The 16,426-nt window shown below is 65.6% G+C and carries 16 protein-coding genes; 8 read left to right on the forward strand and 8 right to left on the reverse strand.

Going from position 1 to position 16,426, the window contains the following annotated elements; translation table 11 throughout:
* Window positions 1-44: 44 nt before the first annotated feature.
* From CAL19_RS08460 to CAL19_RS08470, 3 genes are all read left to right on the forward strand, one after another.
* On the forward strand, window positions 45-1,472 hold the full coding sequence (locus CAL19_RS08460) for a basic amino acid/polyamine antiporter (RefSeq protein WP_026638544.1): 1,428 nt from the start codon (window positions 45-47) through the stop codon (window positions 1,470-1,472).
* Between the two features lie 16 nt (window positions 1,473-1,488).
* Complete coding sequence (arcA, locus tag CAL19_RS08465; RefSeq protein ID WP_094796544.1) at window positions 1,489-2,733, forward strand: arginine deiminase; 1,245 nt, start codon at window positions 1,489-1,491, stop codon at window positions 2,731-2,733.
* Window positions 2,734-2,849: 116 nt separating this feature from the next.
* Window positions 2,850-3,764: an aldo/keto reductase gene (locus tag CAL19_RS08470; protein WP_094796545.1), complete on the forward strand. Its 915-nt coding sequence runs from the start codon at window positions 2,850-2,852 to the stop codon at window positions 3,762-3,764.
* Window positions 3,765-3,978: 214 nt separating this feature from the next.
* On the opposite strand, the gene CAL19_RS08475 is transcribed toward CAL19_RS08470, so the two are convergent.
* From CAL19_RS08475 to CAL19_RS08495, 5 genes are all read right to left on the reverse strand, one after another.
* Entirely contained in the window at window positions 3,979-4,554 is a 576-nt protein-coding gene (locus CAL19_RS08475) for a YSC84-related protein (RefSeq protein WP_094796546.1), read from the reverse strand.
* A 119-nt stretch (window positions 4,555-4,673) separates the two neighbouring features.
* Window positions 4,674-5,498 carry a DUF2243 domain-containing protein gene (locus CAL19_RS08480; RefSeq protein ID WP_094796547.1) on the reverse strand — a complete coding sequence of 275 codons (825 nt, stop codon included), beginning with the start codon at window positions 5,496-5,498 and terminating at the stop codon, window positions 4,674-4,676.
* The gene (locus CAL19_RS08485; protein ID WP_094796548.1) at window positions 5,495-5,779 is read right to left on the reverse strand and encodes a hypothetical protein; all 285 of its coding nucleotides are present in this window, start codon (window positions 5,777-5,779) and stop codon (window positions 5,495-5,497) included. Before CAL19_RS08485 ends, CAL19_RS08480 begins: the two co-directional genes overlap by 4 nt.
* Before the next feature lie 95 nt (window positions 5,780-5,874).
* Window positions 5,875-6,573 (reverse strand): ferritin-like domain-containing protein, encoded by a 699-nt coding sequence (locus CAL19_RS08490; RefSeq protein ID WP_249276277.1) that lies wholly within the window; start codon window positions 6,571-6,573, stop codon window positions 5,875-5,877.
* Window positions 6,574-6,608: 35 nt separating this feature from the next.
* Complete coding sequence (locus CAL19_RS08495; RefSeq protein ID WP_094796550.1) at window positions 6,609-7,784, reverse strand: hypothetical protein; 1,176 nt, start codon at window positions 7,782-7,784, stop codon at window positions 6,609-6,611.
* Between the two features lie 107 nt (window positions 7,785-7,891).
* Here CAL19_RS08495 and CAL19_RS08500 point away from each other — a divergent pair, with 107 nt between their 5' ends.
* Both CAL19_RS08500 and CAL19_RS08505 read left to right on the forward strand, forming a co-directional pair.
* Window positions 7,892-8,776 (forward strand): SRPBCC family protein, encoded by an 885-nt coding sequence (locus CAL19_RS08500; RefSeq protein ID WP_212589894.1) that lies wholly within the window; start codon window positions 7,892-7,894, stop codon window positions 8,774-8,776.
* 11 nt (window positions 8,777-8,787) lie between these two features.
* Window positions 8,788-9,975, forward strand: coding sequence for a zinc-dependent alcohol dehydrogenase (locus CAL19_RS08505; protein ID WP_094796551.1), 1,188 nt, complete (start codon window positions 8,788-8,790; stop codon window positions 9,973-9,975).
* A gap of 47 nt (window positions 9,976-10,022) precedes the next feature.
* Here the strand turns inward: CAL19_RS08505 and CAL19_RS08510 are convergent, their stop codons facing one another.
* Entirely contained in the window at window positions 10,023-10,667 is a 645-nt protein-coding gene (locus tag CAL19_RS08510; RefSeq protein ID WP_094796552.1) for a glutathione S-transferase family protein, read from the reverse strand.
* A 100-nt stretch (window positions 10,668-10,767) separates the two neighbouring features.
* Window positions 10,768-11,004, reverse strand: coding sequence for a hypothetical protein (locus CAL19_RS08515; protein WP_026638554.1), 237 nt, complete (start codon window positions 11,002-11,004; stop codon window positions 10,768-10,770).
* Between the two features lie 149 nt (window positions 11,005-11,153).
* Here CAL19_RS08515 and CAL19_RS08520 point away from each other — a divergent pair, with 149 nt between their 5' ends.
* From CAL19_RS08520 to CAL19_RS08530, 3 genes are read left to right on the forward strand one after another with little or no spacing between them, the layout of a single operon-like run.
* Window positions 11,154-11,582, forward strand: a complete 429-nt coding sequence (locus tag CAL19_RS08520) for a DUF2231 domain-containing protein (RefSeq protein ID WP_094796553.1) — start codon at window positions 11,154-11,156, stop codon at window positions 11,580-11,582.
* Window positions 11,579-12,913, forward strand: coding sequence for a PQQ-dependent sugar dehydrogenase (locus CAL19_RS08525; RefSeq protein ID WP_094796554.1), 1,335 nt, complete (start codon window positions 11,579-11,581; stop codon window positions 12,911-12,913). The genes CAL19_RS08520 and CAL19_RS08525 overlap by 4 nt, the downstream gene beginning before the upstream one ends.
* 9 nt (window positions 12,914-12,922) lie before the next feature.
* Complete coding sequence (locus CAL19_RS08530; RefSeq protein ID WP_432759135.1) at window positions 12,923-15,034, forward strand: TonB-dependent receptor family protein; 2,112 nt, start codon at window positions 12,923-12,925, stop codon at window positions 15,032-15,034.
* 137 nt (window positions 15,035-15,171) lie between these two features.
* On the opposite strand, the gene CAL19_RS08535 is transcribed toward CAL19_RS08530, so the two are convergent.
* Complete coding sequence (locus CAL19_RS08535; protein WP_170941511.1) at window positions 15,172-16,377, reverse strand: alpha-hydroxy acid oxidase; 1,206 nt, start codon at window positions 16,375-16,377, stop codon at window positions 15,172-15,174.
* Window positions 16,378-16,426: the final 49 nt, after the last annotated feature.

Genomic DNA, 16,426 nt, shown 5'->3' on the forward strand with positions numbered 1-16,426 from the left:
GCGGGCGCGGTCCGCTGCGGGAACCTTTTGAGCCGAGGTGAACAATGGAACACAGCACCGAGAAGAAACTGGGCCTGATGGCCCTGACCGCCATGGTGGTGGGCTCGATGATAGGCGCGGGCATATTTTCCTTGCCGCGCACCTTCGGCGGGGCGACGGGCGTTATCGGAGCCATCATTGCCTGGGCCATCGCCGGATCAGGAATGTACACGCTGGCCAGGGTCTTCCAGACGCTCGCCGAACGCAAGCCCCGCCTGGATGCCGGGGTGTTCGCCTATGCCAAGGCCGGCTTCGGCGACTACCTGGGATTCCTGTCCGCCTTCGGCTACTGGATAGGCAGCTGCATCGGCAACGTGTCGTACTGGGTGCTGATCAAGTCCACGCTGGGCGCATTTTTTCCGATATTCGGCGACGGCAACACCGTGATCGCGATCGCAACGGCATCCGCGGGAATCTGGCTGTTTCACTTCCTGATCCTGCGGGGCGTGCAACAGGCGGCGTTCATCAACGCAGTGGTCACGGTGGCCAAGGTCATACCCATTCTGCTGTTCATCGTCGTGCTGTTCGTTGCATTCAAGCTTGATCTGTTCCGCGCCAACCTCTGGGGCGTGCAGGCGCCGGATGGCCCCAGCCTGTTCGAGCAGGTACGCCTGACCATGCTCGTGACGGTATTTGTCTTCCTTGGCATCGAAGGCGCAAGCGTCTATTCCCGCTATGCCTCGCAACGCTCGCATGTAGGGGTGGCGACGCTGATCGGCTTCGTGTCGGCGCTGTTCCTGATGGTGCTGGTGTCGCTATTGCCCTACGCCGTGATGGAACAGGCCGATATCGCGGCGCTGCGGCAGCCGTCCATGGCGGGCGTGCTCGCCGCGGTGGTGGGGCCGTGGGGCGCCGTGTTCATCAGCGCGGGCCTGCTCATTTCAGTGCTGGGGGCGTACCTGGCCTGGTCGCTGATCTGCGCGGAAGTCCTGCATGCGGCGTCGAACAATGATGACATGCCGCGGATTTTTGCCCGCGAGAACAAAAACGGCGTGCCGTCGGCGGCCTTGTGGCTGACCAACATCATCGTGCAGTTATTCGTCATCAGCACCTACTGGTCCACGGACGCCTTCGCGCTGATGTTGAGCCTGACCAGCGCCATGTCGCTGATTCCGTACTTCCTGGTGGCGGGCTACGGCTTCATGCTGGCCCGGCGGGGCGAGACCTATGAGGACGGCAAGGCGCGGCAGCGCGACCTGGTGATTGCCGCTATCGCGGCGCTTTACACGGCCTTCATGGTTTACGCGGGCGGCATGAAGTTCGTGTTGTTGTCGGCGCTGCTGTATGCGCCGGGCTCGGTGCTGTATTACTGGGCGCGCCGGGAACAACGACGGCGTCTGTTCACCCGCTTTGAACTACTCGTCTTTGTTGCGGCATGGGCGGGCTGCATAGCCGCCATTGTCGGACTCGTGCGCGGATGGATCGCGATTTAACCTGCAGGAGCTGATCATGGCAGACCATTCAGAATTTGGCGTTCATTCCGAAGTCGGACAATTGCGCAAGGTGATGGTGTGCGCGCCGGGCCGCGCGCACCAGCGGCTGACCCCTTCCAATTGTGATGCGCTGTTGTTCGACGATGTGATGTGGGTAGACAACGCAAAGCGCGACCATTTCGACTTCATGACGAAAATGCGCGACCGCGGCGTCGAAGTCCTGGAAATGCACAATCTGCTGGCCGAAACGGTGGCGTTACCCGAGGCCCGCAAGTGGATACTGGACAACCAGGTGGTGGCCAACCAGGTCGGGTTGGAGCTGCTTGATGAAATACGCGCCTACCTGGACGAACTGCCGCCGCGGCAGCTTGCCGAAACCCTGATAGGCGGCCTGTCTACCGAAGAGTTTCCCGAGTCGATCGGCGGGCAGCGGCTGGAACTGATCAGGGAAGCCGCCGGCGTCACCGAGTATCTGCTGCCGCCGCTGCCCAACACGCTGTATACGCGCGACACCACCTGCTGGATCTATGGGGGCGTCACGCTCAACGCGCTGTACTGGCCGGCGCGCCACGAAGAAACCATTCTGACCTCGGCCATCTACAAGTTCCACCCCGACTTTGCCGGCAAGGTCAACGTATGGTGGGGCGACCCCACACGGGATCACGGCCTGGCCACCCTGGAAGGCGGTGACGTCATGCCCATCGGCAACCGCACCGTGCTGATCGGCATGAGCGAACGCACCTCGCGGCAGGCGATAAGCCAGCTTGCGGCCGCGCTCTTCGAGCGCGACGCCGCCGACCGTGTCATTGTGGCCGCCATGCCCAAGCTGCGCGCGGCCATGCATCTGGATACAGTGCTGACATTCGCGGACCGCGACTGCCTGCTGGTGTACCCGGACATCGTCAACGGAATCAAGGCGTTTTCATACCGGCCCGGCGACCGCCCGGGCCAGCTCGATCTGCGCAAGGAAGAAGGGACGCTGCCGGAAGTGATCGGCCAGGCCCTGGGCGTGCCCCGGATGCGCGTGGTGGAAACCGGCGGCAACGCCTACATGCGCGAGCGCACGCAGTGGGACAGCGGGGCCAACCTTGTGTGCATTGCCCCCGGGGTGGTACTGGCGTACGACCGCAACGTCTACACCAATACGCAGTTGCGCAAGGCGGGCATCGAGGTGGTTACGTTCGTGGGCGCCGAGCTCGGACGAGGGCGGGGCGGCGGTCACTGCATGACTTGCCCGATCGTGCGCGAGCCCGCGGATTGAGCGCGCTGGCAGGGTGGATGCGCGATTGCCCGGGCCAGGCCCGGGCTTGCGGGACGGTTGCGGCGCGCGGCGATCCGGTCAAGAATAAACAGTCATACGCAACACGAGCCCGCGTTATGCTGACCCGCCGCCGCCTTCTTGCCGGGGCGCCCGCCCTGATCCTGGCCACACAATTGCCGCGCGCCCGCGCAGCGACGTCCGCGCGCCCCGCCATGCAGACCCGCGCTATCCCGGCCACGGGGCAGCAAGTACCCGTCATCGGCATGGGCACCGCCGACAGCTTCAATGTAGGCAGCGAAGCATCGGAGCGGGCGCCGATTCGAGAGGTACTGCAGCGGTTCTTCAGCGGCGGCGGTACCCTGATCGATACCGCCCCCAGCTACGGGCGGGCGGAAACAGTGCTGGGCGACCTGCTGGCCGAGCTCGGATTGCGCGAACGCGCGTTCATTTGCACCAAGATCGGCGCGACGGGCCGCGATGCCGGGCTGGCGCAGTTCGAGCAATCGTTGCAGCGCCTGAAAACCACACACATCGAGCTGCTGCAGGTGCACAACCTGATCGACTGGCGCACGCAACTTGCCCTGATCAACGAACTCAAGGCGCAGGGCAGGGTACGCTACTCGGGCCTGACGCATTACCACGAAGGCGGGCATGACGAGCTCGCCGCGGCAGTGCAAGAGGGCAAGCCCGATTTTCTGCAGATCAACTATTCGGTGATTTCCACGGCAGCCGAATCCCGCTTGTTCCCGATGGCCCAGCAGATGGGGGTGGCGGTGCTGGTCAACCGCGCATTCGACGACGGACGCCTGTTCCGGCAGGTCGCCGGCAAGCCCCTGCCGCCGTGGGCGGCCGCGGCGGGGATCACGTCGTGGGCGCAGGCGTTCCTGCGGTTTGCGCTCAGCCATCCGGCCGTCACCGCAGTCATTCCGGCCACCAGCCGGCCGGATCGGCAAAGCGACAACCTGCTCGCGGGCCACGGGCCCATCCTGACGCCGCAACAGCGCCAATCGCTGCAGTCGCTGTTTTTGTAAATGCGCAAGGTGCCTGGCGAGTATCCCGCACCATCGGACGTGCCTTCATCAGGGCGGTGTCTTCGGAGTCAGACACCCAGGCCGTCGCGGACGCCGGGGCCGTGCGGAGCTCAGCTAGGATTGATGCACCGGGCGGTGGCACGGTGTCTGACTCCGAAGGTGTCAGACACCCTTGAGCAGCCGCACGCCTCGCGGACGCCGGGCCGTGCGGAACTCAGTTGGGATTGATGCGCGTGATTTTCGAGCCTTCCAGCCCCACGCCCGCCATCAGGCCTTTCTGGCCGAACGGAATGGCATACACGTCTTGCGTGAGCGTCGTGCTGGTCAGGCTGGCGGCAATGCCCTTGTCCACGACGACCACGGACGGGCCGGCGCCGATGGACCAGCCGTCGCTGCGGTCAAGGTATTGCAGTGCCTGCTCGTTCATGAAGAACAGGGCGTAGCCGAACGTCTGGATGCCTGCCTGCAGGCCGAATGACACGGCGCCGAGGTTGTAGTAACCCTGTACGGCGCCATTCTTGATCAGCGCGCCTTCGCCGCCTTCGCCGCCGATCAGCATGCCCGCCTTCACGATCTTGGGAAACACCAGTACGGCCGTGGCCTTCTCGGCCAGCGTGCGGGCCTTGGGTTCTTGCTGGGTCAGTTCTTTCAAGGCCTGTGTGGCATCGCGCGAAATCTCGGCGGCCGTGGCCGCCGTCGCGGCTGGCATCCAGGCGGTTGCGGCGCCGCCGAGCAGCGTTGCGGCCAATAGCGCGGACCGCGCCAGCATACCGATACTCTTGTTCTGCATTGTTGTCTCCGGAAGATGCGCGGACTGGCGCGCGAAAGTCCCGGTGAGTATCGGTAGTCGCAGGGCGGTTGTCAATTATCACTTCCCATCCGGCCGGCTCCTGATCCGTCGGCGCGCGTCTAAGTGGGCGCCTGTGCGACCTGTGGCGTCAACCATGCCGCGCAGCCGGCGGGAACGGCGCCGCCGCTGACATACATGGCACCCGCGCCATACAGCGACAGGCGCTGGCCGAGCGGCACACCATGCAATACCCACACGCCGCCGCCCGCATCGGCCCAGATTATCGCTGCGCCCGTGTCGTCAAGCGCCGTAAAAAGCCCGGCTGCCGCGGCGCCGGGGCGCAACACCACAACCGTCGCATCGGCAGGCGCCTTGCGCAGCGGCACCAGGTTGAACACTGCCGCCGTCACTACGGCCGCGGCAAGCAGCAGGGCCATACCATGGCCGCCACCTTGCCCGCCGCCGGGCGGATCGGCGCGGCGCCGCAACCACAGCCCGGCAAACAGCGGGAGCAGTCCGAAGACCAACAGCCAGCCCAGATCCCAGGGCAGGGGGTTTGGAACGTCCATGCGGATCCGGTGTATGCCGGCAAGCCAGTGAGACAGTACGGCGTCCACGACATGCCATATGCCGAATCCGACCAGAAACGCGGCCAGCAGCCTCCGGCGGGATGGCGGCCCCGCGCGCCGCGCGCGGTACAACACCCATAGCCCGGCCATGGCCACGACATACATCAGCACATGGAAGATGCCGTCTGCCATGACCTGCACGCGCAGATCCCCCAAAGGGCCGGCCTGGTATGCCGACAGCAGATGGTGCCACTGCAGGACCTGGTGCAGCAGGATGCCATCAAAGAAGCCGCCCATGCCGAAGCCCAACAGGTAACCGCCCCAGGCGGGGCTGCGCCGCGCGGCGGTGTCATGGCCCTGGGCTGGCTCTTTCATGGCTCGCGCGGGCCCGACCGCGTCGGCAGCACGGCCGGCGTGTCGTCGGCAGGCCTGGACACCCCGTCTTCGGCAGCCGGCTCGGGGTTGGGATTGCCGTCGTACTGGCCGGATTTGCGACGGTCGGGCGGCGCGTCATCCTTGCGGTGGTCGCGCTTGTTGGCATCGCTGATACCTTGCTGCACGCGATGTGCAATATCGGTCTGGCTTTCGGTGGATGGTTCAACGCCGTGGTCGCTATCAGCGGCATCGGGACGATCTGGGGGGCGGGTGGGGCTCATGCGGGGTTCCTCATGCAAAGGCGAACGGAAATTCATATTCGGGCAAACGCGACGGCATTCCCGACCACCCGGGAATGCCGCCAGGCCGTTCGTCCTCAGGTGGCTTCGCGGGCCAGGCAATCCCGCAGCCATTGCTGGATGACGGCCGTGTGGCGCGCCTCGGCCGTCAAGGCATCGGTGAATCGCGCCGCCATGTCGTCGTGCCCCTGCTGCTGGGCCAGGTCGACCAGCAATTCCCACGACGCATGGTCCGTGAGTTCCGCGGTCAGCAGCGCCTCCAGGCACTGCGGCACAGAGGTGCGCGGGTCGGTGATCACCTGGATGAGCCCCATGGCCGCCACGCCGCTGACATCTGCCCCCGGGGTCTGGGCGGTAGGATCGGCGCCCAGGCTTTCAATCACTTCGGCCAGCATATGGAAGTGAGCCTCTTCCTCGTTGCGGATCGCCATCAGGTCCACACGCAATTGCGTCATGCGCTCGTCCAGATCGTCTTGCACCTTGACTAACGCCGCCTCATACAGGCGGGTGCCCGACCGTTCGTAGGCCAGGCGCTGGCCCAGCTTGTCGATCAGCACCTCGGGGTTGTTGCCGGTGATTTTGCTGGCGGCCGTGGTCACGAGGCCCTTGCCGGTTCCCGGAATCGGCACCGAGCCCACGCGGTCGGCCTCACGGGCGTATGCGACGCGTTCGGCAAGCGCCGCTTCGGGCCCGCCGGGCGCAGGGCCTTGCTGGGCCGCGAACTTGACTTGCGTGGGCCCCTGTAGCGGCGCCATCTGCATGCCGGTGCGATTCATGCCAGTTTTCACAGTGTTTTCCATAACGTCCTCGATCAGGGTCGGTTGCCGGGGCGATTGAGCTCGGTGCCCGGAGTCCATTGATAGCCCGCCGATACGATGCTGCTGGGCGAGCCTGCGGCGTTCAGGGTGCGGCGCATCTCGATCGAGGCCTCGCTTTCCTGGTCCGCCGGCACGTAGGCGGTGCCATTGGTGCGCAGCGATACTTCATTGGCCAGCACGGTGCGGATGAAGTCGCGCTGCGGCGCGAAACTCAGCGTAGCGGGGATCACCGTGCCCAGTACTTCCTCCGGGTCGCGCCGTTCATGCTGTTTGAACAGCGATTTCACCACCGCCAGGTGGCCCAGCTCGTAGTCCAGGAAACGTTCCCAGATCGCCTTGATCCTGGGGTTGGTTTCCTGCTCCACACAGCTGTAGTACGTATAGACCTCGGTCGCCTCGTGGATCAGCAGCTTTTCCAGTAAGGATTCTTCGGGGTCTTGCAATGAGCCGTACTGCGTCACATGCTGCTCTTCGACCGACGCGATTTCTGCGTACAGCCGTCGCGCCAACGGGTCGGCAAACAGGGGCCCGATGTTCATGTAGTAGTCGTGAGTCTGGTATTCGGCCGCGGTGATCAGCGTGGCGTGCATCTTGGTCAGCAGGCTGGCCTGCTCGCGCTGATAGCTGCGCCTGACATCGTCTTCCGGCGCGCGGTGCTCGTCGACCGTGGGGCGGCCCGGCACGATATCGGTGTACCCCTGCAGGATGTTGTTGGCGTCCTTGCCTTCCAGGCGGTCCAGCATGGCGCTGTAGCGATACAGGTGGTCAAAATCTTCAAGCAGCCCGAAGCGATAGCCCTGCGCCTGGTAGGGGTCGGGCTCGGCCTGGGCGACGGCCGCCGTCACCTCGATGGCGACCTGCTCGTACGCAATGGTGGTTTCCAGGGGCGAATGATCGGCGGAAAGCAGCCAGTTGATCATGGTGGCCTGATGCTGCTCCACGCGTCGCAGCTGGGCCAGCGGCACGCGCAGCGGGCCATTGAAGCGCGCGGCAATGTGTTTGAGCCGCAACGCATCGGTTTCCAGCCCGTTGAGCAGAATGATGCGGATACGGGTAAACGCGTCATCGTCCAATTTGCTGATCGGCTTGCCGACCATGTCGCGCCAGGTAAAGCGCTGGCGGTCCAGCGGCACGCCGGCGTTGTCCCAAAGGTTGTTGATAGTGCCCATAGGTGGCCTCCCGAAAAGCCGCTTGGCAAGCAATCCCCGTTCCTGCGGCCAACGGGAAGGTACGCGCGCGGCTTGATGTCGCATGCCGACGCCACGACGCGGCCGGCATGACGATTGCTGCGTTTGCGGCAGCCATCCGCCGCAGCGTGGCGACCCCCACGCAAGCGGCCGAACTCTCACACACAGGAGCCGCTATGGGCGAGACCAACTGGCCGGACAACGCCACTTTTGACGCAGACGCATCCGGCGTCGCGTCACGCAACGGGTGGATCAATGATGCGCCGGCCCACGCCAGGCGCGAAAAAGGTGCGAATGTAACGCCCGGCGGCCGCATCGTGTCAGGGATGGCAGGCCTGCTTCTGTTGGCATGGGGATCGCGGCATCGCGGCGCCGGCGCCACATTGGCCACCGCCACCGCGCTGGGCCTGTTCTGCCGCGCCGCCACGGGACATAGCCTGGTCAAGCGCGCCGTGCAGTCTTCGCCCTATGAACGACAGGTGGCCGGCTCGCGGGGATGGCACGCCGCCACCGTAACGGAGTACGCCGTCACCATCGGCCGGCCGCGCGATGAGCTCTACCGCTTCTGGCGCGACTTCACCAACTTGCCGGCCTTCATGAAACATGTGCGGCGCATTGACGTGCTGAGCCCGCAGCGTTCCTGCTGGACGGTGAAGGCCCCCATGGGCCGAACCGTTCAATGGATCTCGTACGTGACCGACGATCGCGAGAACGAGCGTATCGCCTGGGAATCGGAAGCCGACGCGGACGTGCCCAACGCAGGGTGGGTGGAATTTCGCGATGCGCCGGGCAACCGCGGCACCGAAGTGCGAGCCGAAATCGCCTATCAGCCCCCATACGGCCATGCGGGCCGGCTGGCCAGCCGCATGCTGCTGCCCGAGACGCCGCATAACCAGATGGCTGACGACCTCCGGCGGCTGAAACAATTGATGGAAACCGGCGAAACCACCGTGGCGCAGTCGCGCCCACAATAGGGAGATTTCAGATGCGCGCGCTTTGCTGGCAGGGCACCAACGAACTGGGCATAGAACGGATCCCCGACCCGGCGATCCTGAACCCCAGGGATATTCTGGTCAAGGTAGGCATGTCTTCCGTGTGCGGTTCCGATCTGCACCTGATCAGTGGCTACGTGCCCGCGCTCAAGCCCGGCGATGTGCTGGGCCATGAGTTCCTGGGCGAAATCGTCGACACGGGCAGCGCCGTCACGGCACTGCAGAAGGGCGACAGGGTGGTGGTGGTATCCATCCTGGCGTGCGGCGCATGCGAGCACTGCCTGCGCCAGGCATTCTCGTGCTGCGACAACACCAACGCCAAACCCCACATGACTGAACTGGCGTACGGCCATGCCTGCGCCGGCATCCTTGGGTACAGCCACGCGTTCGGCGGTTACGCCGGCAGCCATGCCGAATACATACGGGTGCCGTACGGCGAGGTCAACGCTTTCAAGATACCCGACGGCGTGCGCGACGATCAGGCCGTGTTCGTATCGGACGCCGTGCCCACGGGCTATATGGGCGCGGACCTCGCCGCCATCGAACCGGGCGACATCGTGGCCGTATGGGGCTGCGGCGGGGTGGGGCTGATGGCCATCTGCTCGGCCTACCTGATGGGCGCAGAGCGCGTGATCGCCATCGATCGCCTGCCCGAACGGCTGCGGCTGGCCAGCGCCCGTTGCAAGGCCGAAGTGATCAACTACGATGAAACCGACGTGCATGAGGCCCTGCTGGAAATGACCGGCGGCCGCGGGCCCGATCGCTGCATCGACTGTGTCGGCATGGAGGCCCATGGCGACGGCCCCCAGTACTGGTACGACTACGTCAAGCAGCAAACCTTCATGCACAACGACCGCGGCGTCGCGCTCCGCCAGGCCATACGCGCCTGCCGCAAGGGCGGCACGGTGTCGGTCATGGGCGTGTACGGCGGCTTCATGGATAAATTCCCCATGGGCGCCATCGTGAACAAGGCGTTGACGGTGCGTTCCGGCCAGCAGGCGGGGCAGCGCTATGTGCCGCAGTTATTCGAGCACATCCGCGAAGGCCGGCTCGATCCGTCGTTCTTGCTGACGCACCCCATGTCGCTGGACCAGGGCGCCGAAGGCTATGCCATGTTCAAGCACAAGCAGGATAACTGCCTGCGGGCGGTCTTCATGCCGGAGATGATCGCCGTCGGGTGAAACGTGGCGCGCCTGCCCGGCGGGCGGCCGCCACGTACGCTGCCGCCCTACACCACGGGCGGCGCCAGGCCTTCGGTTTGCAATGCGCGCTGTACGGCGGGCCGGGCCAGCACGCGCTGCAGGTAGGGCCCGATATGCGGCAAGTCGCGCGCCGGCCGGGGAAACCCGCGCGTCCAGCGGCACAGCATCATCACGTAAGGGTCCAGCACGGAGTATTGCTCACCCAGGAACCAGGGGCCTTCGACGCCCGCCAGGTGGTTGTCGATCTGGTCCAGCAGACCGTTGATCTTCGTTTCGGCATGCGCCTTGACCTGCGCCGCGCCTTCGGTGTTGCCGGCTTGGACCCACCGCTCGGGATAGAAGTAGAGCAGGGCAGTGGCCTGCACCGTGTTCGTGCACCACATCAGCCATTTGTAGCATTGCGCGCGCGCGTCCGTGCCCAGGGCCGGCGCAAGGCGGGCATCCGGATAGCGGTCGGCCAGATGCAGGCAGATTGCGGCCGATTCGTAGAGCACGAGATCGCCATCGGCCAGCACGGGTATCAGCCCATTGGGGTTCAGCCCCAGGTAATCGGGCGCCTTGTGCGCATTGCGCGCCCGGTCTACCAGCGATAGCTCGAATGGCTGCCCGATTTCTTCAAGCAGACAGTGTGGCGCCATGCTGGCGTTGCCGGGATAGTAATAGAGCTTCATCTGGCCAGGGTCTCCGGGAAAGGGGCAGGGGGGCCGTGCGCAGCTTGGCGCGCCGCCCGCTGGACGTGTTTGTAGCAGACTTTCCGGCCCCGCGAAACGCTCACCCGGACCGGTCGCGCAGTTCGGGCACGCCTTGCTCGCTGGCGCAATGCGCGCAGCAGAACATGCGTCCTTCACGCTCCAGGCCATGGCCGATAATGCGCACGTCGCAATGCTCGCACACCGGCGCTACCGTGCGGATCGCGCACTCGAAACTATCGAACGTGTAAGTTTTTCCGGATATTCTGATTTCGAAACTCTTGTCGTATTCGTTGCCGCAGGAATCACACTTTGCCATCTTGGCCTCCTTGATCGCAGATTGGCGGGGGGTTGCGCGGCCAGCCCCGCAATTCACGGGCCCGCGAAGGGCGCGATACGATGGGCGGGCACCGTTCTTGCTGCCGGCAGGCGACCCGCCGCCGGCGCCGCCAGAAAGGAGACTGCCTCGTGCCCCTGATCGTCGAACCACGCTATGTACTTACGGTGCATCCGCTGCATGCCTTGTTCCTGGCCGGCATGCTGCCCTTGTTTCTGGGCGCAACCCTGGCGGATCTTGCCTATGCCAATACTTTCCAGATCCAGTGGAACAACTTTGCCTCATGGCTGCTGGCCGGGGCCCTGGTGTTCGCAGGCGTGGCGCTGGCCTTTGCGATTGCCGGGCTGTTCATGGCCAGCCAACGCGCACGCGGCATCGTTCCGTACGCCGTGGTACTGATCGTGACCTGGGTCGTGGGTTTTTTCAGCGCGCTGATTCATGCGCGCGACGCCTGGGGCAGCATGCCGACCGGCCTGGTGCTGTCGGCCGTTGCCACCATACTGGCCTGCGCCGCTCTGTGGCTGGGCTTTCGCACCCCGCACATCCGAGGTGCCGCATGATCACACGACGCATCTTCGCATTCGTGCCGCTCATTGCCGCCGCAGGCCTATGCCACGCGCAGATCGGACCGTCGCAGGTGGGACCGGATCCCGAACTGCCTGCACCCCGGCAGGGGCTGCTGCCCGACATGGTGATCGCCGAGCCCGCGCCGTGGGACGGCAAAAAGCCCACCGTGCCGGATGGGTACACCATTACCGCCATTGCCACAGATCTGAAGATTCCGCGCCAGACGCTGCTGCTTCCCAACGGCGACATCCTGGTGGCCGAGGGCAGGGGAGGCTATGCCGCCAAACTCAAGCCCAAAGACGTGATCGCGGGCATTATCAAGGCCAAGGGCACCAGTTCGGTAAAGGGCGGCAACCGGCTCACCCTGCTCAGCGACCCCGACGGCGACGGCACGTACGAACAGTCCACTTTCGCCGAAGGGCTGAACGCGCCGTACGGGCTGGCGCTGGTGGGCAATGACCTTTATGTGGCCAACCAGGACGCGCTGGTGCGCTTCGACTACCAGCCGGGGCAAACCAAGGCCAGCGGGCCGCCCGAAACGGTAACTCCGCTGCCGTCCGAGATAAACCACCACTGGACCAAGGCGCTGGCCGCAAGCGCGGACGGGCAATATCTGTATGTCGGCATCGGGTCCAACAGCAACATCACCGAACGCGGCATGACCGCGGAAGCCGACCGTGCCCGCATATGGCGCATCAACGCCCGCACCGGCGAATACAAGACCTACGCCACCGGGCTGCGCAACCCCACGGCACTGGCCATACAGCCGGGCACGGGCCAGCTGTGGGCGGTCGTGAACGAACGCGACGAGATCGGCGGCGACCTGGTGCCCGACTACCTTACGGCCGTCCAGGAAGGCGCCTTCTACGGCTGGCCCTATAGCTACTGGGGCCAGAATGTGGACGACCGCGTCCGCCCGCAGGATCCCGATAAAGTCGCCGCGGCGGTCAAGCCGGACTACGCGCTGGGCGCGCACGTGGCCGCGCTGGGCGTCGCCTTTTCGAACCAGGCCATGGGCGGCCAGTTCACCGACGGTGTTTTCGTCGGTGAGCATGGCAGCTGGAATCGCAGCGAACCCGTGGGCTACAAGGTCGTGTTCGTACCGTTCCAGGACGGCCGGCCGTCGGGCACGCCCATAGACTTCGTGGCGGGCTTTCGCGATAGCGACGGCACCACGCGCGGCCGCCCCGTGGGCGTAACGGTGGACCCGCAAGGCGCGCTGATCGTGGCCGACGACTTGTCGAACACGATATGGCGGGTGACGCCCACGGAGCGGCCGACAGCGGCAAGCGCGCGGCACGCGGCCGCGGCCCGCGTCCAGTAGGCGCCGGCCTTGCGCTGCGCCGTCATTGGCCTGTTGTCGACGCTGGGCGCGATTGCGCCCCTGGCAGGGCCGCGCGCGGCGCCGGCACCCGACGCCGCGCCGATGCTTGAGCCGGTCATCGTCACCAGCATCCACTACAGCACGTCTGTGCTGGACACACCTGCGTCGGTGAACATGGTGCCTGGCGACGAACTGCGCTGGAACTCGCCCGGCATCAGCCTGGCCCAGGGGCTGGGCAGCGTGCCCGGTCTGCAGATACAAGACCGCCAGAACTACGCGCAGGATCTGCAGCTGTCGATGCGTGGATTCGGCGCACGGTCCACGTTCGGCGTGCGCGGCGTGCGCCTGTATGTCGACGGCATACCCGCCACGATGCCGGACGGGCAAGGCCAGACGTCCAACATCGATATTGCGTCGGTGGCGCGCGTCGAAGTGCTGCGCGGCCCGTTTTCCGCGTTGTACGGCAATTCGTCGGGCGGCGTCGTGCAGGTATTCACCGAAGACGGCGAACGGCCGCCCCGCATGCAGGCGGCGGTCTCCGCGGGCAGCTATGCCACGTATCACTACGGCGTCAAGGCCAGCGGGGCGACCGATGCTCTGGATTACGTGCTCAGCGCCAACCGGCTTACCACCGATGGTTATCGCGACCACAGCGCCGCACGCAAGAACCTGGGCAACGCCAAGCTCGGCATGCAGCTTGACGATGACAGCCGGCTGACCGTCATCGTCAACAGCGTCGATGTAAAAGCGCAGGATCCGCTGGGCCTGACGCGCGACCAGTACGAGCAGGATCCGCGCCAGGCCACGCCGCAGGCGAGCCAGTACAACACCCGCAAGAGTGTGCGACAGACGCAGGGCGGCCTGCTGTATGAAAGACAGGTCGGCGCGGACCACGAACTGCGCGCCATGGCGTACTTCGGCCAGCGGGACATGACGCAGTATCTGTCGATACCGCCTGCTGTCCAGCTCAACCCCGGGCAGGCGGGCGGCGTCATAGGCCTGCAACGCCAGTACGGCGGCGTGGACCTGCGCTGGACTTCGCGCCTGGCGATGGCCGGCAAGCCGCTGACGCTGGTAGGGGGCCTGGCATACGACAGCCTGCACGAAGATCGCAAAGGCTACGAGAACTTCACCGGCCCGGCGCTCGCGCCCACCGAGCTGGGCGTAAAAGGGCGCCTGCGCCGCGACGAAACGAACCGCGTCTATAACCTGGATCCCTACCTGCAGGCTTCGTGGAACTTCGCGCCGCGCTGGACAGCGGACGCAGGGCTGCGGTACAGCACCGTACGCCTGGATTCGGACGATGACTACGTGCAGCCCGGAAACGCTGATGACAGCGGCAGGGCCAGCTATCGCCGCGCCTTGCCGGCGGCATCGCTGCGCTATGCGCCCACGCCGTCGAGCTCGGTGTACGTGTCGTATGGCCAGGGGTTTGAAACGCCCACGACCAACGAGGTGTCGTACCGCCCGGACGGCCTGGCCGGGTTGAACCTGGGCCTGGAACCTGCCATCAGCAATAACTACGAACTCGGCTACAAGACAGAGCTGGCCGACGGCCTGTTTTCCGCTGCGCTGTTCCATACCGATACCCGCAACGAAATTGTCTCGGCGGGCAGCATCAACGGCCGAACCTCATATCGCAACGGCGGGCGTACGCGCCGAAACGGGCTGGAACTGGGCTGGAGCGGGCAGCTTGCGCGCGACTGGCAGGGCAGTCTTGCCTATACCTGGATCGATGCGCGGTATCGCGATGACATTGCCGGCTCCGACATCCGGGCCGGCAACCGCATTCCCGGCATCGCCCGGCAGATGCTCTACGGCGCCGTGCAATGGAATCCGCCCCAGGGGTGGCGGGCCGGGCTGGAAGGCCGCTATATGGGCAAGGTATATGTGGACGACGCCAACAGCGACGCGGCGGCCAGCTACTTCGTGGCGGCCGTGTCCGCCGGCTATCGCTGGCAGCGCGAGGCGTGGACGTGGGATGCGTACGCCCGCGTGGACAACCTGTTCGATCGCGAGTACATCGGCTCGGTGATCGTCAACGAAGGAAACGGCCGGTACTTCGAACCGGCCGCCGGCAGGAACTGGAGCGCAGGGCTGATGGCGTCGTATGCGTTCTAGCGCCGCGGCGCGCACCGCTGGAACGCGGGGAGCAGGCCACAGAGCCAATACGACCATGCCGCCGGGATGAGCCCCGCATCATAGTCACTTTACATAATACACATTATGCGAACAACACCCGGACGGACGTCAGGGCTTCAGGCGGATGCCAGCCGGCGCGCGTACTCGCCCTGCGGCTGGCTCATGCCGTGGCCGGCGGCCCACAGATAGCTGCCGTCCAGCTCCTGGTACGACTCGCAACCGATCTGCGTCATTACCATGTCCAGCTCGTTGCGCACGATCTGCAGTGCCCGCTCGGCGCCGGCCTGGCCGCCCGCGGCTACCGCATACAGTGTCGGCCTGCCGAAAATTGTCGACGACGCGCCCAGCGCGCGCGCGATGGCCACATCCGACCCCCGCCGCACGCCGCTGTCCAGGATCAGCGTCATCCGGTCGCCCACGGCCTCGCGGATGGCCGGCAGCATGTCCAGCGGCGCGGGCGCGGCATCGAGCTGGCGTCCGCCGTGGTTCGAGACCACGATGCCGTCCACACCCAGGCGCACGGCCTGCCGCGCATCTTCGGGATGCAGCAGCCCCTTGATTACCAGCGGCCCCGTCCAGTTCTGGCGGATGCGCTGCATGTGCCGCCAGGTGATCATGGGCGCTGGCGTCAACGTGCCATAGAGATCGGCGACGCTGGCCGCATCGGCGCCCGTTTTCGCGTAGGGTTTCCAGTTCTGCATCATGGGAATCCCGCCCGTGCGCAGATAGCGCAGCACCCAGGCCGGATGCCCCAGCGCTTCCAGCACCACGCCGGCCGTCATGCGGAATGGCCGCGAAAAGCCATTGCGCCGGTTGCGTTCGCGGTTGGAGTTGACCGGCACATCCACCGACACCACCAGCACCCGGGTGCGGGCCTCGCGGGCGCGGCGGACCAGGTCGTCGTTGATATGCTCGTCGCGCGTGCAATACATCTGGAACCATACGTGGTCGGGCGCGATGGCGATGGCGTCCTCCCAGGCCGCATTGCTGGCGCTGGACAGCAGGAACGGCACATCGGCGCTGCGCGCGGCCGCCGCCAGCATCAGGTCGGCATCAGGGCGAAACAGCCCGGCCAGCCCCGTGGGCGAAATGCCGATCGGGCTCGCGTAGCGCCGCCCGAACAGCTCCACCGACTGATCGCGCCGGGAAACGTCGCGCAGATAGCGCGGCACCAGGCAATAGCGCTCGAAGGCGGCGCGGTTGCGCTGCAGGCACAGTTCCCCGTCCGCGCCGCCATCGATGAAATCAAAGGCGATGCGCGGCAGCTTGCGGCGCGCCATGCGGCGCATGTCTTCCAGATTGATGGCGGATTGAACGTTCACGGCGCTGGCTCTAGTGAAAGTGGCGACGCCGTAACCTTAAGCGAGCTTT

Origin of the sequence: Bordetella genomosp. 7, assembly GCF_002261265.1 — a bacterium.
In the GTDB taxonomy this organism is placed as follows: Bacteria; Pseudomonadota; Gammaproteobacteria; order Burkholderiales; family Burkholderiaceae_B; genus Bordetella_A.